At 68.7% G+C, this 20,194-nt stretch carries 19 protein-coding genes; 9 read left to right on the forward strand and 10 right to left on the reverse strand.

All coding sequences use genetic code 11. The features are described 5' to 3' along the window. The first annotated feature begins 71 nt into the window (after positions 1-71). Both H536_RS0119460 and H536_RS0119465 read left to right on the forward strand, forming a co-directional pair. Positions 72-758 (forward strand): SDR family NAD(P)-dependent oxidoreductase, encoded by a 687-nt coding sequence (locus tag H536_RS0119460; protein WP_024352040.1) that lies wholly within the window; start codon positions 72-74, stop codon positions 756-758. Between the two features lie 116 nt (positions 759-874). After that, the gene (locus H536_RS0119465; RefSeq protein WP_024352041.1) at positions 875-1,516 is read left to right on the forward strand and encodes a glutathione S-transferase family protein; all 642 of its coding nucleotides are present in this window, start codon (positions 875-877) and stop codon (positions 1,514-1,516) included. A 98-nt stretch (positions 1,517-1,614) separates the two neighbouring features. On the opposite strand, the gene H536_RS0119470 is transcribed toward H536_RS0119465, so the two are convergent. The 5 genes from H536_RS0119470 to H536_RS0119490 form a co-directional block, all read right to left on the reverse strand. Then, positions 1,615-1,896: an SH3 domain-containing protein gene (locus tag H536_RS0119470; protein ID WP_024352042.1), complete on the reverse strand. Its 282-nt coding sequence runs from the start codon at positions 1,894-1,896 to the stop codon at positions 1,615-1,617. Between the two features lie 166 nt (positions 1,897-2,062). Next, on the reverse strand, positions 2,063-5,266 hold the full coding sequence (locus H536_RS0119475) for a hybrid sensor histidine kinase/response regulator (protein ID WP_024352043.1): 3,204 nt from the start codon (positions 5,264-5,266) through the stop codon (positions 2,063-2,065). A 314-nt stretch (positions 5,267-5,580) separates the two neighbouring features. Beyond that, entirely contained in the window at positions 5,581-6,753 is a 1,173-nt protein-coding gene (locus H536_RS0119480) for a GAF domain-containing sensor histidine kinase (protein WP_024352044.1), read from the reverse strand. A 112-nt stretch (positions 6,754-6,865) separates the two neighbouring features. Next, the gene (locus H536_RS0119485) at positions 6,866-7,891 is read right to left on the reverse strand and encodes a ribonuclease T2 family protein (protein ID WP_024352045.1); all 1,026 of its coding nucleotides are present in this window, start codon (positions 7,889-7,891) and stop codon (positions 6,866-6,868) included. A gap of 100 nt (positions 7,892-7,991) precedes the next feature. Then, positions 7,992-8,291: a hypothetical protein gene (locus H536_RS0119490; protein WP_155898562.1), complete on the reverse strand. Its 300-nt coding sequence runs from the start codon at positions 8,289-8,291 to the stop codon at positions 7,992-7,994. Between the two features lie 175 nt (positions 8,292-8,466). On the opposite strand from H536_RS0119490, the gene H536_RS0119495 reads away from it, so the two are divergent. Then, on the forward strand, positions 8,467-9,426 hold the full coding sequence (locus H536_RS0119495; RefSeq protein ID WP_024352047.1) for an alpha/beta fold hydrolase: 960 nt from the start codon (positions 8,467-8,469) through the stop codon (positions 9,424-9,426). Between the two features lie 130 nt (positions 9,427-9,556). Beyond that, entirely contained in the window at positions 9,557-10,000 is a 444-nt protein-coding gene (locus H536_RS0119500) for an MgtC/SapB family protein (protein WP_024352048.1), read from the forward strand. Between the two features lie 18 nt (positions 10,001-10,018). Here H536_RS0119500 and H536_RS0119505 read toward each other — a convergent pair whose 3' ends face one another. The 4 genes from H536_RS0119505 to H536_RS0119520 all read right to left on the reverse strand — a co-directional run bounded on the left by H536_RS0119505 (position 10,019) and on the right by H536_RS0119520 (position 15,208). Further along, on the reverse strand, positions 10,019-11,098 hold the full coding sequence (locus H536_RS0119505; protein ID WP_024352049.1) for a sensor histidine kinase: 1,080 nt from the start codon (positions 11,096-11,098) through the stop codon (positions 10,019-10,021). 145 nt (positions 11,099-11,243) lie between these two features. Next, positions 11,244-12,185 (reverse strand): COG3904 family protein, encoded by a 942-nt coding sequence (locus tag H536_RS0119510; protein WP_024352050.1) that lies wholly within the window; start codon positions 12,183-12,185, stop codon positions 11,244-11,246. 6 nt (positions 12,186-12,191) lie between these two features. Next, complete coding sequence (locus H536_RS0119515) at positions 12,192-13,514, reverse strand: hypothetical protein (RefSeq protein ID WP_024352051.1); 1,323 nt, start codon at positions 13,512-13,514, stop codon at positions 12,192-12,194. A 488-nt stretch (positions 13,515-14,002) separates the two neighbouring features. Beyond that, the gene (locus tag H536_RS0119520; protein WP_024352052.1) at positions 14,003-15,208 is read right to left on the reverse strand and encodes a pyridoxal phosphate-dependent aminotransferase; all 1,206 of its coding nucleotides are present in this window, start codon (positions 15,206-15,208) and stop codon (positions 14,003-14,005) included. 307 nt (positions 15,209-15,515) lie between these two features. Between H536_RS0119520 and H536_RS0119525 the strand changes: the two genes are divergently transcribed. The 4 genes from H536_RS0119525 to H536_RS0119540 all read left to right on the forward strand — a co-directional run bounded on the left by H536_RS0119525 (position 15,516) and on the right by H536_RS0119540 (position 18,800). Next, entirely contained in the window at positions 15,516-16,970 is a 1,455-nt protein-coding gene (locus tag H536_RS0119525; protein WP_228239822.1) for a TadE/TadG family type IV pilus assembly protein, read from the forward strand. Next, positions 16,967-17,497, forward strand: a complete 531-nt coding sequence (locus H536_RS24545) for a TadE/TadG family type IV pilus assembly protein (RefSeq protein ID WP_024352054.1) — start codon at positions 16,967-16,969, stop codon at positions 17,495-17,497. The genes H536_RS0119525 and H536_RS24545 overlap by 4 nt, the downstream gene beginning before the upstream one ends. Next, the gene (locus H536_RS0119535; RefSeq protein ID WP_035695239.1) at positions 17,494-18,060 is read left to right on the forward strand and encodes a TadE/TadG family type IV pilus assembly protein; all 567 of its coding nucleotides are present in this window, start codon (positions 17,494-17,496) and stop codon (positions 18,058-18,060) included. Before H536_RS24545 ends, H536_RS0119535 begins: the two co-directional genes overlap by 4 nt. 122 nt (positions 18,061-18,182) lie before the next feature. After that, a complete protein-coding gene (locus tag H536_RS0119540) occupies positions 18,183-18,800 on the forward strand; it encodes a glutathione S-transferase family protein (RefSeq protein ID WP_024352056.1) in 618 nt (205 codons plus the stop codon). A 64-nt stretch (positions 18,801-18,864) separates the two neighbouring features. Here H536_RS0119540 and H536_RS0119545 read toward each other — a convergent pair whose 3' ends face one another. Continuing rightward, a complete protein-coding gene (locus tag H536_RS0119545; protein ID WP_029703715.1) occupies positions 18,865-19,455 on the reverse strand; it encodes a superoxide dismutase family protein in 591 nt (196 codons plus the stop codon). Positions 19,456-19,614: 159 nt separating this feature from the next. On the opposite strand from H536_RS0119545, the gene H536_RS23430 reads away from it, so the two are divergent. Next, positions 19,615-20,058, forward strand: a complete 444-nt coding sequence (locus H536_RS23430) for a DUF1499 domain-containing protein (RefSeq protein WP_024352058.1) — start codon at positions 19,615-19,617, stop codon at positions 20,056-20,058. Positions 20,059-20,194 lie beyond the last annotated feature (136 nt).

A 20,194-nucleotide genomic window follows, 5' to 3' on the forward strand; every position in this document is an offset into this window, starting at 1 on the left:
ACGCTCCCTCGCAACAGCGCACCGCTCGCCTATCCTTGTCGCCAGCCGCAACGCTGCCGAGGAGCCAGCCCATGTCCATCGCCCTGATCGTGGGGGTCGGCGACGGCCTTTCCGCCTCGCTCGCCCGCCAGCTCGCCGCCCACGGGCATCATCTGGTGCTGGCCGCCCGGAACACCGACAAGCTCGCCGATCTCGAAGCCGAGACGGGTGCGACGACCGCCACCTGCGACGCCGCCGATCCGGCCGCCGTGTCCCGGCTGTTCGAACAGGTGGACGGCATCGACGGCGACCTCGCGGTGGCGATCTACAATCCGTCGGCGCGGGTGCGCGGCCCGCTGGTCGATCTCGATCCCGCCGAGGTCCGCCGGGCGCTGGACGTCACCGCCTATGGCGCCTTCCTCGTCGCCCAGGCCGCTGCCCGGCGCATGCTCGCACAGGGCCACGGCACCATCCTGTTCACCGGCGCCTCGGCCGGCGTGAAGGGCTTTGCCCGGTCGGCCCCCTTCGCCATGGGCAAGTTCGCCCTGCGCGGTCTCGCCCAGTCCATGGCCCGCGAGCTGCATCCGCAGAACGTCCATGTCGGCCACGTCGTCATCGACGGCGCGATCCGTAATCCGGGTCGCAGCGAGCCGGCCGACCAGCCCGATTCCATGCTCGATCCCGACGCGATCGCCGGGACCTATCTGGCGCTCATCGACCAGCATCGCTCGGCCTGGAGCTGGGAGATCGAGCTGCGCCCCTTCGTCGAGCGCTTCTGACCGCGGCAGGCGCGCGCCGAGGCACCGGGCGCGCCGTCCCCGGCATCGCGGTTGCCAAGCGCGACGCCCTGCCGCATCACTGGCGCCACGAGGGATCGCAAGCGAGGGGAAGACACATGCTGACCGTATGGGGACGCCGGAATTCGTCGAATGTCCAGGTGGTGATGTGGGGCATCGCCGAACTCGGGCTCCAAGCCACGCGCCACGATGCCGGCCACAAATACGGCGGCACCGACACGCCGGAATACCGGGCGATGAACCCCAATGGTCTCGTGCCGGTGCTGAAGGATGGCGACGACGAGCCGCTGTTCGAATCCGCCGTGATCCTGCGCTATCTCGCCAGCCGCTACGGTGCCGCGCCGTTCTGGCCGGACGACGTCTCGGCCCGCGCCCAGATCGACAAATGGGCCGAATGGGCCAAGCTCAACATCTGGCTGAATTTCAGCGGCCCGGTGTTCTGGCAGATCGTCCGGGTTCCGGAGGCCGACCGCAACGCCGCCGCCATCGCCGCGGCGGTACAGGCGCTCAAGCCGCGCTTCGACATCGCCGAGGCGCGCATCACCGAACACGGCTACATCGCCGGCAAGGACTTCACCCTCGCCGACCTGCAGTTCGGACACCTGCTCTACCGCTATTACGACCTGCCCATCGACCGGCCGTCGCACCCCGCCATCGAACGCTACTACGCCGGCCTCACCGAGCGCCCGGCCTATCGCGAGCACGTCATGGTGTCCTACGACGACCTGCGCGTGGTGTAATGCCCTGCCCCTGCAGCGCCCCTCTCGGCGGGCGCTGCTGGGCCGGCTTGTCGCGATCAATCCGACGGGCGCTTGTTGCTGAGCCCGGGAACCGGCGCCTACTGGCAGATATAGCCGGCATAGACCCAGCCGGTCGGCTCGCCATCGGCCTCGACGACGTACCAGGACCCGTCGTCATTTGAATCGATGATGTCGACATAGGTCCGCTGCCCCAGCCGGGTCAGTTCCGGATAGCGCGAGCCCGGGCCTTCCCGGACCGACAGGTAATAGTCGCCATTGGGATCGAGGCCGCACACTTCGGCGGCATTGGCAGGCGCGGTGCCCGCCCCGACGGCCAGCATGGCCAGCACCACTCCCGAGATCGTCGCGGATCGCAGCATCGCCCTGAACTCCTGTGCGTGACGCCGGATCAGTGCCGGCGTCCCGCCATGAGTGGCGCGTCCGGCAGGGCGTGACCATGCCCCGGCGTCCGGATTGCACGTCCGGGCGTCCGCACCCGATCACCCGGCGTCGCGTGGCGGGAAACATCGGCTCCGCCGCGCGGGCTCAGTCGTCGGCGATGATCGTCTGGATGCGCCGGGTCAGGTCGCCCATGTCGAAGGGCTTGGTCACCACCTGCATGCCGTGTTCCAGATGGCCGTGGTTGAGGACGGCGTTCTCGGCATAGCCGGTGATGAACAGCACCTTCAGGCCGGCGCGTACCTGCCGCGCCGCTTCGGCCACCTGCCGCCCGTTCATGCCGTTCGGCAGGCCGACATCGGTGATCAGCAGGTCGATGCGGGCCTCGGATTCGATCACCTTCATGCCCGAGGGACCGTCGCCGGCCTCCAGCGCGGTGTAGCCGAGTTCCTCCAGAACGTCGACGACCAGCATGCGCACCAGCGGCTCGTCGTCGATGACCAGCACCGTCCTGCCGGTCTCGGTCGGCGCGACCGCCGGCACCGGCAGCGCCGCGTCCTCGCTGTCGTCCTTGGTGCCGAGATAGCGCGGCAGGTAGATGCACACCATCGTCCCCTGGCCGAGCTCGGAATAGATCCGCACCTGGCCGCCCGACTGGCGGGCAAAACCGTAGATCATCGACAGGCCGAGGCCGGTGCCCATGCCGATCGGCTTGGTGGTGAAGAACGGGTCGAAGGCCTTTTCCACCACGTCCGGCGTCATGCCCGAGCCATTGTCGCTGACGCAGAGCGAGATGTACTGGCCGGGGGCGAGATCGCGCTCCCGCGCCGCGCGGCCGTCGAGCCAGCGGTTCGCCGTCTCGATGGTGATCTTGCCGCCGTCGGGCATGGCGTCGCGCGCATTGATGCACAGGTTCAGCAGCGCGTTTTCCAGCTGGTTGGGATCGACGAGAACACTCCACACGCCGCCGCCGACGACGCTCTCGACGCCGATCGCCGGGCCGACCGTGCGCCGGATCAGCTCCTCCATGCCGCTGATCAGCGTACCGGTGTTGGTCGGCTTGGGATCGAGCGTCTGGCGCCGCGAGAAGGCGAGCAGCCGGTGCGTCAGGGCTGCGGCGCGCTTGGCCGCCCCCTGGGCGGCGACGAGATAGCGGTCGGCTTCGCTCAGCCGCCCCTGCGCCAGGCGCGTTCCCATCAGGTCCAGCGAACCGGAAATGCCGGCCAGGAGATTGTTGAAATCATGGGCCAGCCCGCCGGTGAGCTGGCCGACGGCTTCCATCTTCTGCGACTGGCGCAGGGCTTCCTGCGCCCGCTCCAGTTCGGCGGCGGCGTCCTTCTCGGCGTTCACGTCGCGGGCGACCGCGTGGATGAACTGCTCGTCGGGCACCGCCGTCCAGGACAGCCAGACATAGCTGCCGTCGCGGGTCCGGTAGCGGTTCTCGAAGCGCAGGGTCGAAAGACCGTCGGAAAGCCGGCCGGCCTCGGCCTTCGTGGCTTCGGTATCGTCGGGATGGATCAGGTCGAGGAAGGAGGTGCCGACGAGGTCCGCCTCGTCCCAGCCGAGCAGCGTCGTCCAGGCCGGGTTGGTGGCAAGGATGGTGCCGTCGAACCGCGCCACCAGCATCAGGTCGGTCGACAGACGCCACATGCGGTCGCGGTCCGCCGTGCGCTCGGCCACCAGACGTTCCAGATCCTCGCTTTGCCGCGCCTTGGCATCGCGCGCCTCGACGATGTCCTGCATGTCGACGCAGGTGCCGATCCAGCGCAAGGCCGCCCCCGCCTGCGCGGCACGGGCCGGCACGCAGCGGCCGAGGAACCAGCGATAGACGCCGTCCTCGCGGCGCAGGCGATACTCGATCTCGAACGGCTCCTCGGCGGCGCGCCGCTCGGCCCAGACGGCCAGCGCCCGGGCGCTGTCGTCCGGATGCAGCGCCTCGCTCCAGCCGAAGCCCGCCAGCGCCTCGGCCGACATGCCGGTAAAGGCCTGCAGGAACGGGTTGGTGTAGTCGTAGCGCCCGTCGGCGTCCGTGGTGAACAGCACCAGCGGCAGCGCTTCGGCGAAGGTCCGGAACCGCGCCTCGCTCTCGCGGAGCGCCGCCTGGTTGCGGCGCTGCTCGGTCAGATCCAGCATCGCCCCGAGCATCCGCACCGCCTGGCCGGTCTCGTCGCGGATCACATGACCGCGGTCGAGCACATCCGCATAGCTGCCATCGGCGCGCAGGAAGCGGTATTCGTCGACCCAGCTGGTCTCCGTCCCGTCGATCGCCGCATGGATGCTGGCGTCGACCCGCGCACGGTCCTCCGGGTGAATATGGCCGATCCACCATTCGCCGGTCGGCTCGACATCGTCCGGCTTGTGACCATAGGCGGTCTCCAGCGCCTCGTTCCAGAGCACGTGATTGGTGGCGAAGTGCCAGTCCCAGATCGCGTCGTTGGTGGCGCGGATCGCCAGGCGGTAGCGCTCGGCGGTTTCCCGCGCCACGGCCTCGGTCTGCTTCTGCTCGGTTACGTCGCGGAAGAACACGGCGAGCCCGTCCTCGACCGGATAGGCCCGCGCCTCGACCCAGATCGCCCGGCCGTCGGGCCAGACATAGCGATGCTCCAGCGCGACCGGGACCCGCTCGCTCATCGCCTTCTTGTAGAGCCGGCCGAGTTCGCCGTCCTCGGTCCCCGGATAGAGCTCCCAGTGCGAGCGCCCGATCAGTTCCTCGCGCGGGCGGCTTTCCAGACGCTCGGCCTCGACATTGAAGTCGATCACCCGGAACTCGCGGTCGAGCAGCGCGAAGCCCTCGCCCATTCCGTCGAGAACGCCCTTGGCGCGGGCCTCGCTCTCGCGCAGGCGGCGTTCAGCCAGCACCTGGCCGGTGATCTCGTTGCAGGGACAGAAAAAGCCGGCGATGGTGCCGGTCTCGTCGCGCACGGGGGTGTAGGAGAAGCTGAAATGCGTCTCCTCGAGATAGCCCCGGCGCTGCATGTGCAGCGTGATGTCGTCCATGTGGACCGGCTCGCCCGCATAGGCCTGGTCGACGATCGGCACGAGATCGGCGCGGATCTCCTGCCACACGTCAAGGAAATCGCGGCCGAGCGCTGCGGAGTGCTTCGATGCGAGGATCTCGGAATAGGCATCGTTGTAGAGCAGCGTGCGGTCCGGCCCCCAGGCGATGAACATGGCCTGGTTGGACGACAGCATGACGCCGACCAGCGTCTTCAGCGCCGGCGGCCAGTGGCGCGGCGGCCCGAGCGGCGTTTCGGCCCAAGGGAATGTGCGCAGGCATTCGCCCGTCGCGCCGCCGCCGGCCAGAAATGCCGGAATGGCCGAAGAGGCGTCGCCAACCTGCTGATCTGTCATGCTCTTAACATCGCCTCTGCTCACCCCGGCCACCAGTTAGTGCCCGTGGCCGAATCCGCCATCCCCGCCCCCCCTCACCGTCCTTGCCGAAGGGCGGGAGCGACGGCTGGGAGAGCCGAGAGGCGCGAATTGTCCGGATCGTGTGTTCCGCAGGCCGTCTCGAGCGGCCGCTTCGATCCCGCTTATCGGTCACAGAATGTCGGACGACGCAAGAGGCAGGCCGGGCGGGTTCCACACCCGGCTATCGATCAAATGCCGAGCGTGCTTTCGTCCCCGCGGACCGGCATCGCTGGCAGATTGCCCGAGGGGCGTTCTCAGATCGGCATGCGGAAGGTGAAGCGGGTCTCGTCCGGCGTCGAGGCGGCGTCCAGCGTGCCGTCATGGGCCTCGGCAATCTGCGAGGCGATGTAGAGGCCGAGGCCCAGTCCCTGCTGGCTCGGACGCGTGTCGGCGCGAAAGAACGGCTGGAACAGATTGCCCATCGCCGCGTCTGGGATCGGCGCGCCGTGATTGCGCACCGACAGCTCGAATCCGCCGTCGTCGGTGCGTGCCTCGACCATGATCGGCCGGTCCTCGGCGCCGTGGGTCAAGGCGTTGCCGAGAAGGTTCGACAGGAGCTGGCCGACCCGCGAGCGGTCGCAGGGCACCGGGCGGTCGATCGTCAGATCCACCTCGACCCGGGCATCCGGCCGGATGGAGCGCAATTCGTCGACTACCTGGCGCAGCGTCTCCTCGATCGGCACATCGGCGTCGCGAGACAGGCTGAGGCCGCCGCCGAGCCGCGCCCGGGCGAGATCGAGCACGTTGTCGATGATGCCGCCCATGCGCACGACGCTGCCGCGCATCAGCCCGACGATGTTCCGGGCGCGCTCGTCCAGCGGCCGCTTCGCCAGCATGCTGACGCCGGCGTCGATGGAGGCGAGCGGGTTGCGCAGATCGTGGCCGAGAACCGCGATGAACTGCTCGCGCAGATGGGCCAGTTCCCGCGCATTGGCCAGTTCCGCCTCGCTCGTCGCCAGCTTCTCCTGGCCGTCGAGATGCGAGGCGATCAGGTCGGCAAACAGCGTGAACATGCCGGCGGTCGTCTCATCCTTGAGGGTCGCCGGCAGCGGATCGATGGCGCAGAGCGTGCCGAAGAACGCCCCGTCGGCGCGGATGATCGGCACCGAGATATAGCTGCGGAAGCCGTACATCTTCGGCGTCGGATGATTGCAGTAGATGCCGTCCTGCTCGACGTCGTCGATGATGACAGCCTGACGGCTTTCCTCGATCTCGTGGCAGATCGTGGTCTCCACCTGCAATTCGTCGCCGGGGGTGAGGCCGAAGCCGATCCGGTCGAGGGCGCTGCAGGTGACCCAGCGCTCGCCCGTGACCCGGGCCACGGCGACGAAGCGCATGCCCGTCACGCGCGCCAGGACCTCGAGAATCGTCGGGACCGCCGGAATCCTGCCGATCGCGTCGACGTCTTTCTGCAAATCAGTCTGCACGCTTCAAGCAACTTTCCTGCTGCGCCGGTATCCCGCTCCGCTCGCGATCATGGCGTCTCAGTAATAGTGACGCAAGCACACGGTCCGTTCCGGCGACGCGGTCGCGCGCCTCTCATTGCAGGCCGACGGGGTCGACGATCCCGGCGGCACAGCCGCCCCGCATGCGTGGCGCCGCCCGGATCAGCGCGCCGACATCCGCCTCCGGCGTGATCTCGCCCTTCAGGCCGACGATCAGTTCCCGCACGATCCGGCGGCCGCCGTCATTGACGCAGCCGACCCGCACCCGCTGGCCGGCGCCGCGGCCGAACGCCGCGTCGAAGGCGTCCCGGATCTCGGCCGCCCTCACCTCCCGCCCGATCGCCCCGGCAAACAGCCGGCGCACCGGCGAGGCGTTGATCGCGCCAAGCACGATGAGCGAGTCGGCGAAATATTCCTCGGCATCGGCCCGGTAGCAGGTGCCGTGGCGAAGCCATTCGTGGCGGTCGAGGGCGGAGCGGGCGCCGGGCATCGCCTCGGCCAGCGCCGCCGCGGTGTCGGGCTCCAGCGGCAACGGGGCGAGGTCGGACCAGCGCCCGGCCTTGTCGAGCCGCTGCTGCGCCGGTGCGACGCCGCAATATTCGGTGCCGCGCGGCTGCGGCCACAGGCCGTGCAGGGAGAAATTGTCGGCATCGAAGCGGCCCGGGCGTTGCGACCGGCATTCGGGCCGCCCCGGCCGGGTCTCGCAGAAGGCCGGCTGCCAGCTGATCGCCAGCACCAGATCGCGATGGGCATTGCGCCCGGCATCCGAATCCCGCCGGCGGGCCGGCGCGGCTCCTTCGCCCGCCGACTCGACGCGGCGCACACGCTCGCCGCAGGTCTTGGCAATCCAGCGCTGCGCCGGATCGGCGCCCGGAATTTCCACCTGATAATGGCTGCCGTCGCGGCGGTTCTCGCCGATCAGCTTGTAGGCCCGGTCGACGACCAGCCGCTCTCTCTGCCGGTCGGGACCACCGCGGATGGACAAGGTCGCGTCGCAGGCCTCGCGGGCGATGACGAAGCCCTCCAGCGGCTCCTGCGCGCGCGCGCCGCTCGTCCCGGGCCATGCCAGGATCAGCGCGAGCCCCATTGCGATCATGCCGTTCCGTGCGAAGCCGTTCATGCGGCGTCCTTCTCCCCTCCAGCCCGAGCCTGATTGTGCACGCCGGACGGCGATCGGCCAACCACCGCAGGGTCCGCGACACATGCCTGGCGGCTTGCGGTCAGGACGCCGCGTTGTCGGCGGCGGCCTCGATCCGGCCGCAGCCGACCGCGACCCAGCGCCGGTCCGGCTCGGCGCCCTGAATGCGGACGAGATAATGGGTCGCCGGCGCGCCGCTGCGCGCGATCAGCGCATAGGCCTTGCCGGGCTCGGTGGCGACGGTCCCGGGATTGGACGGATCGGTCAGCGAGGCCAGCGCCGGACAGCGCGCCTCGGCGATGAAGCGGCCGGTCACGGGCGTCTGCGCGACAACCGGCAAGGTCGCGAGAAGAAGGAGGGTGGCGAGAACCGTGCGTGTCATGGTCCCGGCGATAGAGCGGAACCGCGGCGGACGAAAGGCGAAACCCGCATCGTCGCCCGGCATCGCCCGCGCGCAACGGACCGGCCGCCCATTCCCGCCTCCATTGCGCCCCCGATCGCCGTGCGCGACCCGGCGAATCCGGCTATCGTCCGGCATTGCGACGCGGAGAGACGACATGTTCGACGGCAGCTACACACTCGACACCAAGACCGGCGCCGCGCTCCATGTCCATCATGCGCGGGCAACGGCCCCCGCCCGCGCCATCGTGCTCGTCCATCACGGCCTGTCCGAACATGCCGGCCGCTACGGCGCATTCGCTGCGGCGCTCGCCGCGAAGGGCTGTCACGTCCTTGCCCATGATCATCGCGGCCATGGCTCGACCACGGCGGCGGATGCGCCGCTGCGCCGCTTCGCCCGCCGCAACGGCGCCGAGAAGGTGCTGACCGACTGCCGCGCCGTGCATCTGGACGCAATCGCCCGCCATCCGGGCCTGCCGGTGATCGTCTTCGGCCATTCCATGGGCGGCCTCATCGCCCTCAATTACGCCGAGCGCCATGGCCGCGACCTGGCCGGCGTCGCCGTCTGGAACGCCAATTTCACCGCCGGACTGGAGGAGCGCGTCGGCCGGCTGGCGCTCAAGGTGGAGAAGGCGCTGAAGGGTTCCGACGTGCCCAGCGGCATCCTGCAGCGCGCCACCTTCGAGGCCTGGGGCAAGGCGATCTCGCCCCGCCGCACCATGCAGGACTGGCTGTCCCACGATCCGGCGGCGGTCGACGCCTTCATCGCCGATCCGCTCTGCGGCTTTGCGCCGACCCTGTCGATGATGGAGGACGTCATGGCGCTGATCTTCCAGGGCGGGTCGGAGGCCGGGCTGGCGATGCTGCCGGCCGAGCTCCCCGTCCACTGCCTCGGCGGCACCGCCGACCCGGCGACGGACAAGGGCGAAGCGGTCACGGTGCTGGCCGGACGGTTGCGCCTCGCCGGCGTCAGGGACGTCACCCTTCAGATCGTCGAGGGGGCCCGCCACGAGACGCTGAACGAGGTGCCGCTCTATCGCGACCCGGCCCTGGCCGGGCTTTTCGCCTGGTTCGACCGGATCGTGCCGGCCGGCGACACCGCGCCCCGGCCCGCCTGAACGCACGCCGTCTGCGCGCTGCCCCTTGCCGGCGCGCATGCCCGTCGCATTCTCCTCTGCATGTAGGAATTCGTCATCGCGACCTCATGTCCGGCGCGCGCCGGGGGGTCGCGACAGCGGGGAGAATGCCATGACCGATCTCTTCAGCGAGCCGGCCCTTCGGGAGGTCCTCCAGCAGACCGCGCGACTTTTCGCGGCGGCGTTTCTCGGTGGCATCGTCGGCTACGAGCGCGAGAGCGGCGAACATGCCGCGGGCCTGCGCACCCACATGCTGGTGGCGATCGGCGCCTGCCTCTTCACCCTACTGATGGTCGTGCTGATCGACCGCTTCGACAGCGACTCGACCCGGGCCGACCCGATCCGCATCGTCGAGGCGGTGACCAGCGGCATCGCCTTCCTGGCGGCCGGCGTCATCATCCAGGCGCGCGGCCGGGTGAAGGGGCTGACCACCGGTGCCTCGCTCTGGCTGGCCGGTGCGGTGGGTCTCGCCTGCGGCCTCGGCGAATATCTCCTCGCGGTGATCGCCGTCGTCATGACGCTGATCATCCTGCGGGTCGTCAAGCATCTGGAATAGGCGTTCGCGACCCCGCCCTCAGGCGACGTTGCGCAGCGCTCCCGCGGCCACCGCCTCCTTGGGCAGCGCCACCACCACCCGGCAGCCGTCCCGATAGGCCGGATCGATGCTGATCCGCCCTTGATGCAGGCCGACGACGCGGCGGCAGAGCGCGAGGCCGATGCCGGTGCCGCCCTCGGCGCGCTCGCCCTGCTCGAACTCCTCGAAGACGCTCTCCATCTCGCCGGGCGCGATGCCGATGCCGTTGTCCTCCACCGAGATGATGTGCTCGGCCCCGGTCTCCTCGTGCCGCACGATCACCATGGGCAGGCGGTCGCCATGATGGGCGAGCGCGTTCTCGATGAGGTTCTGCAGCAATTGCCGGAACAGATGCGGCTCGACGTCGAGATTGGGCAGACGCGCGCTGTGCAGCGTCGCGCCGGCGGCCTCCAGCTGCGACGAGAGATTGAAACGGATCTCGTTCATCAGGAGGTTCAGGTCGGTCTCGCGGGTCGCCAGCTCCGCCCGGTTCTCTGCCTTGGCCGATTCCAGCAGCGAGGTGACCTGCCGGGCCAGGCCGTGGCCGCTCTTCATCATCAGGTCGACATAACTCTCGGCGCGCGGACTGAGCGTGGTCTCCCGGTCGTGGCGGATCATGTCCAGCGCGCTGACGATGCTGCTGATCGGCGAGCGCAGGTCATGCGCCGCGAAGGCCGAGAACTGGGCCAGCCGGTCGTTGGCCTCGGCCAGATGCCGCTCGCGCTCGGCCAGTTCGGTGATGTCGGTGGAGATCGCCAGAAGCCGCGGCGCGCCGGTGACGCAGGTAAAGGCGATCTTGCGGGTCAGAAGCACGCGCTTGCGCCCGGTATAGTCGCTCACGTCCTCGACGATCTCGCTGCGCCCGAGCGCCATGGCGCGGCGGTCCTCGGCGAGGAACAGCGCCGCCTCGTCGGGCTGGAAATCCTCGATGGTGGTGGTGCCGATGATGCCGGCCCGCTTTTGCGGGGGGAAGACTTCGAGAAAGGCGCGGTTCGCGTAGAGAATGACGCTGTTCTCGTCCTTCACGAAGACGAGGTTGGGATCGTGGTCCATGACCAGCGCAAAGAACTCCGAATCCATGCGTGCCCCGTCGCCGCTTCGTTTCGCGAATCACTGAACGCAAGAATTAACGGTTTCTTCACCGAATGCGAAGCGCAAACAGCAGCTTCCGCTGCATGTCACGGTCGCCGATTCGTCAGGTTAGCTGAGCGAAGACGCCGCCGCGTCAGCCGGAGCTGTCCGGTGCGGCCGGGTCCGCCGCCCCGTCACCCGCCACCGACAAGGTCGAAACCGGCAAGGCCGGCGGCGCCGGCGGGCCGATGAAGCTGGCGTCGTCGGGGAACGGACGCACCATGCGAAAGGCGATCAGCTCGTCCCGCGTCAGCACGTAGAGACTGTCCGCCGGGGTCTGCATCGCCTTGATCCACACCGCCGGATCGACGCCCATCGCCACCAGCAGCTCCTGGCACCGGGCAATGGTCTCCTGCACCCCGGCGATCGACCGGTCGATGTCGCGCGACACGTCCGAAAGCGGCAGCGCATAGACCTGGTGGACGCCCACCCAGGCACCCTGCCCCGCCTTGCGCGTCAGGCCGCCGGCCAGCACCAGCGGACAGGCCGAGGCGCAATAGCCGTCGGCCGGCACCATGGTGGACAGCCGCCGCTCGCGCAGCTCGCGCGCCATGAACATCGCATCGTCCACAGCGCCGCCCGGCGAATGCAGGTAGAGCGTGCGGGCTCCGGCCGCCTCGGGGCTCGCCAGGAAATCGCGGAAATCGCCCGCCGTGCCGATCTCGATCCGCCCGATCGCGCTGATCGCGCCGTCCGGCCCGGCCACGAAGCGCATGCGCTCGGCCATCGCCTCGCCGTCCACCGGACCGTCCCAGCCCGGCAGGCTCGGCACGCCCCGGTCGGGCGCCACAGGGATCGTCCTGGGCAGATAGGGGCGAACCTGGTCACCCGGCTCGGGACGCGCCAGCGGCATCGGTTCGGTGCGGCTGATCCGCTCGCGGTCGGCCGATGCCTCGGCCAGTTGCCGGTAGTCGAGGAAGGCGATCGAGCCGGCGATGACGAGCAGCGCCACGAAGACGCCGCGCAGGACCGCGCCCTCAGGGATCGCCCGGATCAGCCGTTCGACGCGTCCCGGTGATGCCTCCTCGCCGATCATCGCGGTTCAGCGCACCACGGTCTTGGGAAACGGCGTCGGCCCGCCGGCGGTGTTGGCCTGGACGATGTCGTCGTCCGGCACCTCCCGCGGATCGTGGGCCGCCATCTCGGCGCGCGCCGCCGCCGGCAGCGCCTCGTCGGTTTCGGCCGTGCGCAGCTTCTTCTGGATGCGGATCGCCCGCATCAGTTCCGCCGCGCTCATGTCGCCGGTCTCCATCTCCTCGCCGTCCTCGCGGCGGATCACGTCCTGGACGATGCACAGGATGAAGATCAGCACCGCCGGCAACAGGTCGATGGAGATCGCGCCGGCCCAGGACGGCAGGAAGTCGCGGGCGTAGCGGATGACAGCTTCGGGCGAGGACAGCGGCGTGAAGCGCACCGGCACCACCACCGGCCGCGCCAGGATCTCGTCGGCGGCCGCCGCCAGGGCCTGGCTCTGGGCCTGCACCGCGGTCTCGACCCGGCCCACGACCTCGCTCTGGCGGGTGCGCAGATCGTCGTCGGCGCCGTCGGCGATCGGCGCGATGAAGGTGCGGCCGAGATCCTCCGCCGCGCGGCGCACGGTCGGCGCCACCGAGGTCTGCTGCAAGGCGGTGATCAGCCCGGACAGGGCGACCGCCTGCTCGGCATAGGCATTCGCGCGGTCGGCGATCGGCCCCTGCGAGGACACCAGCTGGCGCATCGCCGACAGCCGCTCGCCGCCCTCCCCGAACAGCGTCTTGACGTCTTCGCGCGAGGCGGTGATCTCGCCCTGCAGGCCGGTGAGCTGGTTCGACATCTGGCGCAGCAGCTGCACCACCGTGCCCGAGCCCGACGTGCCGGTGAGGATGCCCGAGCGGGCCTCCTGTTCGGAGAGCCGGGCAAAGCGCTGCGAGGCGAGCTGGATGTCGGGCAGAAGGCTCTGGGCCGCCAGCGCGTTCTCATGCGCCTCGTTCAGCTTCCCCTGATACTCCTCGGTCGTGACCGCCAGATGCTGCTCCAGCGCCGCCGCGCCGGCCAGCGCCGCGGCGTTCAGCCAGGACGACATGGCGATGATCATCGCCGCGCCGAGGCCCATCGCGACATAGAGCATCCGCCGGCTGCCCGGCTGGCGCACATGCGGCATGAACCGCATCAGATAGGACCAGAAGGCGTAGATCGCGACGGAGACCGCCGAGGAATAGACGATGGCGCCGAGGAACACCGTCGTCGCGGTGCCGTCGAGCAGCTCGCGCACGCCGAGATAGGTGTAGACGCCGCTGGCCAGCGCCAGCACCGCCAGCGTGATGCGGGTTGTCGTGTCGAGGCGGGTCAACTGCCCGCGCAGCGTATAGGATTGCGATGCGCTCATCGGCCCCTGGCCCTTCAGACATTCGTCGATGCGGGTCGAGCCGCTCAGCGTTGTTAACCCGACATTAGGGCTATCGCATGTTGGCGGGTAGCCGGGTGCCGCCGAAAGCTGCGCATGCGGTTAACCGCCGCGCCGAGCTCCATCGGTTTTGCCGATCGACCGATCGGGTTTTGCTATGACGACCAAGCAGAGCGCCCGCGACAAGTCATGCATCAAACGCATGGCTCACATACCGAATTGGACGTGGTGCCGAATCCGCCGATGACTATGTTCCACCGCAGTCAGCCGCCGACGGCACCTCCTCCCGCCGTTTGGCACTGGCTGTTTCCTCCCAAGGGTTTTTCGGAATCCTTCCTAATTCAGCCGGGTTCTCGCGAACCCGGCTTTTTTCTGTCCGGGCTTTGCCCGCACCTGCGCTTCTGACCACCGCCCACGAAAAAAGGCGGCTCCGGGAGCCGCCTTTCATCACGCAATCATGTCTCGGAATGTCAGGCCTTGAGGCTGGCGCAGAATCGCTGGATCCGCTTGCAGGCTTCCTCAAGCGCCTCTTCCGACGTCGCATAGGAGATGCGGAAGTTCGGGCCGAGGCCGAAGGCCGAGCCATGCACCACCGCCACGCCCTCGGCCTGCAGCAGTTCGGAGACGAAGGTCTCGTCGCTGTCGATCACCGTGCCGGCTTCGGTCTTGCGGCCGATCAGGCCCTGGCAGGACGGATAGACGTAGAAGGCGCCTTCCGGCGTCGGGCAGTCGATGCCGCTGGCCTGGTTCAGCATCGACACGACGAGGTCGCGCCGGCCCTGGAAGATCGCGCGGTTGGTGTCGATGAAGTCCTGCGGACCGTTCAGTGCCTCGACCGCCGCCCATTGCGAGATCGAGCAGGCGCCGGAGGTCTGCTGGCCCTGGATCATGTCCATGGCCTTGATCAGCTGCACCGGGCCGCCGGCATAGCCGATGCGCCAGCCGGTCATGGCATAGGCCTTCGACACGCCGTTCATGGTCAGCGTGCGCTCGTAGAGCGCCGGCTCGACCTGGGCGGGCGTGGTGAAGGTGAAGTCGCCATAGACCAGGTGCTCGTACATGTCGTCGGTCAGCACCCAGACATGCTCGTGGCGCATCAGGACGTCGGTCAGCGCCTTCAGCTCGTCGCGCGTATAGGCGGCGCCAGACGGGTTGGACGGCGAGTTGAACAGGAACCACTTGGTCTGCGGCGTGATCGCCGCTTCCAGCGCTTCCGGCGTCAGCTTGAAATTGGTCTCGATGCCGGCCGGCACGAAGACCGGCGTGCCGCCGCAGATCGCCACCATCTCCGGATAGCTGACCCAGTAGGGCGCCGGGATGATCACCTCGTCGCCCGGGTTCATCGTCGCCATGAAGGCGTTGAACAGGATCTGCTTGCCGCCGGTGCCGACGATCACCTGCTCGGGCTTGTAGTCGAGGCCGTTCTCGCGCTTGAACTTGGCGGCGATCGCCTGGCGCAGCTCGGGAATGCCCGAGACCGGCGTGTATTTGGTCTCGCCCCGGTTGATCGCCTCGATGGCCGCCTGCTTGATGTTGTCCGGCGTGTCGAAATCCGGCTCGCCGGCGCCCAGGCCGATGACGTCGCGCCCCTGCGCTTTCAGCTCGCGCGCCTTCTGGGTGACGGCGATGGTCGCTGACGGCTTTACGCGGTCGAGGGCGGCGGCAAGAAATGCCATGGGTGCTGAACTCCGATCGTAGCTGCGGGAAGGCCCCTGCGGGCGCGCGGACCCTAATGCCAGCCGCGTCGGGCTGCAAGCCGGGCCCCGCGCGAGCCCGTCGCTATTCACCGGCCACGACCGTCGCCGCGACGATGGCGGCGAGACCGCCCGCCGCCCGGCCCTTGCCTGCCGTGCCGCGCTGATCCGGGACGCCATGGCTGCGGAATATTTTCCGATGCCTCGCTATAAGCGCTTATTTTTAAGGCGTTTTAAATCTCATCGGCTCAATAATAAGACAGCCCTATAGTCCATGCATTGGCGCTCGATGAAACCCTCCGCCTTTCGGTCCAGATTCCTGCGCGCCAAAGCCGGCAGCATCCCCGTCATGACGGCCCTGATGCTGGTGCCGATGATCGTCATCTCCGGCGGCGCCATCGACCTCATCGCCCATGAACGGCTGCGTTCGGTGCTGCAGGACGGTCTCGATCGCGGCGTGCTGGCGGCGGCCTCCCTCACCCAGACGCGCCCGCCGCGCGAGACCATCGAGAGCTTCCTCAAGGCGGCCGTGACGAAGGGCAGCTACGCCCTCGACGTGAAGGCCGACGAGCTCAGCAACGCCAAGCGGGTCGAGGCCAGTGCCACCGCCGTCACCGACACGGCCTTCCTGCGGCTGATCGGCATCGACCAGCTCACCGTGGTGGCCCATGCGGAGGCCGAGGAGAAGCGCAAGAACATCGAGATCTCGCTGCTGCTCGACATGTCCGGCTCCATGCGCTTCGACAAGTCCGGCAGCTATCCCGGCCCCAGCGGCGCCATGCGCATCAACTACCTGCGCCCGGCCGCCAAATCCTTCATGGACATGGTGCTGGCCGACGGCGCGGAGGACTACACCACCGTCAGCATCGTGCCCTATGCCGGCCAGGTCAGCATCGGCCCGGTGCTGTTCGACGCCCTGACCCGCAACCGTCGCCAGCACGACCGTTCGTCCTGCTTCCAGTTCGGGCGCAGCGACTTCACCCTCGGCGTGCCGGATTTCGCCAATCTTCCCCAAACCCAGCACTTTACCCAGGCGAACCATCACGACGCGCTGAAGAAGGCCGGCGAGGCGCAGATCACCGAACCCTGGTGGTGCCCGGACGATCCCCACGATCCGCGGCCGGGCACGACGCACGATTTCGTCGCGGGCGAAGGCAAGGACACCGACCGGACCAGCGTCTCGTTCCTCTCCAACGACCGCGAATATCTCAAGCGGCAGATCGACAACTACAAGCTCTATGACGGCACCGGCACGCCGATCGCGCTGAAATGGGGGCTGCTGCTGCTCGATCCGGCGATCCAGCCGATGCTGCGCGAGGCGGCGCGCTACCGGGCCCTGTCCGACGAACTCGACATCGACGCACGCTTCAGCAACCGGCCGGCCAGCTTCACCGATCCCGACACGATGAAGTTCCTCGTGCTGATGACCGACGGCGCGATCAGCAGCCAGCGCATTCCCAAGGATGCGAGCAAGCCGGTCCAGTACTACAACAATGGCAGTCTCAACACCGACCTCTATACCGTCGGCGACGCCGAACGCTTCGCCGCGGCCCTGTGCACCGCGGCCAAGCAGAAGAACGTCATCGTCTTCACCATCGGCTTCGACGTGAACGACACAGCGGCCAAGCAGATGTCGAACTGCGCCAGCGGCGCGGAGCGCTTCTACCGGGTCAACGCCCTCGACATCCAGGACGCGTTCAAGTCGATCGCCACGGCGATCCAGAAGATCAAGCTGATCGGATGACACGCCCCCTGCCGATCCTGAAGGCTCCGCTGCGCCTTGCCCGCGACCGGCGCGGCGCGACCGCCGTCGAGTTCGCGCTGGTGGTGCCGCTGTTCCTCGCCATGGTCTTCTCGATCTTCGAGGCCGGCTGGCTGATGACCCAGACGATCATGCAGGACGGCGCGCTGAACCGGATCGTGCGGCAGCTGCGCATCGCCGACAATGCGGCGATCTCGGCCGACGACCTCAAGCAACGGATCTGCGCCCAGGCGATGGTCTTTACCGATTGCGCGGCGAACACGACGGTCGAGCTGATTGCCCTCAGCAATGCCTCCGACACGATCCCGGAGACCGTCGCGCGCTGCGTCCATCGCGGCACCGTGCCGGCCTATCGGCCGGGCGAACGCTCGGAGCTGATGTTCGTCCGGGTCTGCACCTCGGTGCGGCCAATGACGCCAATGCTCGGCCTCGCCGTGGCACTGCCCGACGGCGACACCGGCGCCTACGGCATCAATTCCTACGCCGCCTTCGTCAACGAGCCGCAATGATGGCCGATTCTGCCCCCACAGATGGCGCACCGCCGCCCGCTCGCCATCGCCGCCTCCTCGGCGACCGGTCCGGCGTCGCGGCGGTCGAGTTCGCGCTGATCGCGCCGCTACTCGTCCTCGTCCTGCTCGGCACGGTCACGCTCTTCGACTTCTACCGGGAAAGCCTGGCGCTCGAACGCGCCACCGCCTCGATGAGCGACTACATGTCCCGCCAGACCGAACTGCCGAGATCGGTGCTCGACAACCGCATCATCGCCACGCTGAAGGCGCTGGTGCCGCAACCCGACGGCGCGCTGGAAGTCCGGATCTCCAGCCTGACCCGCTCGTCGCGCGGCTTCGACACCGACTGGAGCTACCCGCCGGACGCCTCGCCCGCCTTCGCGGACCGCCCAATCCCCGTCGACCTCCTGCCGTCGGTTGCCATCGGCGACTCGATCCTCGTCACCGAGACGATGATCCCCCAGAACGCCATGTTCGACGTGGTCCGGCTGAAGGGCATGACCCACAGTTCGGTAGCAGCCGTCCGCCCCCGCTTCACCAAGCGCATTGCCGGGCCGAACTGAGCCCTCTCGATACGAGCGGACGATACGCCCGGCCCGTGCTCGACGGTCCGCACCACGCCTTCATTGCCGGCGGTGGCCAATGCTATGCTGCGCCTTCAGGCAAGCGGCACAGAAGGCACGCGATGTTGACGATCCACGGGATGGCCGATTCCGGCAATTGCTACAAACCCCGGCTGCTGATGGCGCTGCTCGGCCGCCCGTTTCGCCATGTCGAGGTGAGCACGCTCGACGGCGGCACCAAGCAGCCCGCGTTCCTCGCCGCCAATCCCAACGGCAAGGTGCCGCTGCTTGAACTGGAAGACGGCCGCACCCTGCCGGAATCCAACGCCATCCTCTGCTATCTCGGCGACGGCACACGCTTCGTGCCGGACGACCGCTTCGCGCGCGCCGAGATGCTTGGCTGGATGTTCTTCGAGCAATACAGCCACGAGCCGCACATCGCTGTGCGGCGCTCGCTGCTGGTCTATCCGCAGATGCGCGAGGCCGCAACGCCGCAGCGTCTGGCCGACACACTGGCCGGCGGTCACAAGGCCCTGGCGGTGATGGAGCAGCGCCTGTCCGGGGCGCAATGGCTGGTGGGCGACGCGCCGAGCCTCGCCGACATCGCGCTCTATGCCTATACCTACCGGGCCGGCGAAGGCGGATTCGAGCTGACGGATTATCCCGTCATCCGGGCCTGGCTCACGCGGATCGAAGCGCTTCCCGACTACCGGCCGATCGGCTGGCTGCCCGGCGCCTGAGCGCCGGACTCAATCTTCACCGGCTGCCGGCCCATGCCGGCAACCCGTTCTGTCAGCGGACGGCTTACTGGCCCGAATAGACGACGCCGCAGGCAATGCGGTCGCCGGCGTCGCCCGAGGGCTGCGAGGAATAATCGTCGGTGCCGCCATGCACGACGATCGCCGAGCCGTCGGCATCGTTCAGCGGCGCCTCGCCGCCGGTCAGCGTCAGCGCCGGCGCGAAGCTCTCGAAGCTGGCCGAGCCGTCGGTGGTGGTGAAGTTCGGCAGGTCGCCGGCATGATGGCCGCCCTCGACCTTGTAGCCATGCTCCTTGTCGGTCGGGTTGTAATGGCCGCCGGCCGAGGAGAAATCGCCTTCGCAGACGCCGGTCTCGTGGACGTGGAAGGCATGGTCGCCATCGGCGAGATTGGCGAGATCGGCCAACAGCAGGAGGCCGTGCGGCGTCGGGGTCACCGTGACCGTGCCGGCCGAGCCGCCATCGGCGCCCTTCATCTCGACGGTGATCGGCTCCATATCGTTCTGCATGCCGGCATTCATGCCGTCGGACGGCGCGTTGGCCGGCTTGTCGGTCGGGGTCGGCGTCGAATCCTGCGCCATCGCCGGAACGGCGAACAGGGCGGAGGTGGCAAGAGCGAGTGTCGCGATGCGAAGCATGGGACGGTTCCTTCCGGTTGCGCAGGCCCGCGCCAGATTTGGTCCGCAGGCCTTAGTGTCGTCCCCCCGCAACGACCGCCCGGCGGCGATCGTTCCGCTCTGATCAGCCAGGCGTGAGCGCGCCGGCTGCCCGCAGGCATTGGTACGGAAAGGCAAGGCATGGCCCATCTTCTCGAGGCGCTCTGGACACGGCTGGGCGGGCCCGCCGACCAGGGACCGGTCGATCTGGCGAAGCTGACGCGGCGCTCCGTGCCAAACGACAGCGTCGCGGCGTCGCCCGGCGCCACCGCGGCACGGGTCGATGTCGCCCTGCCGGTCTTCGCGATCCCGCCGCAGGCCCTCCTCGCCCGTCTCGACGCGGCCCTCGCCGAGGATGGCGACGTCGTGCGGGTCGATCACGGCCAGACGCCGAACTACCGCCGCTATGTCGCGCGCAGCGCCGTCCTGCGTTTTCCCGACACGATCGACGTGGATGCCTTCGGCGCACCGGAGGGCACGCTAATGCGGATCTATGCGCGCGCGCTGCTCGGCCGTTCCGATCTCGGCGCCAACACCAGGCGCCTGAGCCGCTGGGCGGAGCTCCTGGCAAACGCCGCCCGCTGATCCCGCCCGCGCCGATCGCCGGTGCGGCGCACGGTGCCTGCCTTGCCTCGCCCCACCGGCTCCGATAGTCAGCAAGGCGATCGGTTCGCGGCGCTCCATCGGCCTTCGCGAACCTCTCTCCCATCCTGCCTCCGGT

Origin of the sequence: Aurantimonas coralicida DSM 14790, assembly GCF_000421645.1 — a bacterium.
In the GTDB taxonomy this organism is placed as follows: domain Bacteria; phylum Pseudomonadota; class Alphaproteobacteria; order Rhizobiales; family Rhizobiaceae; genus Aurantimonas; species Aurantimonas coralicida.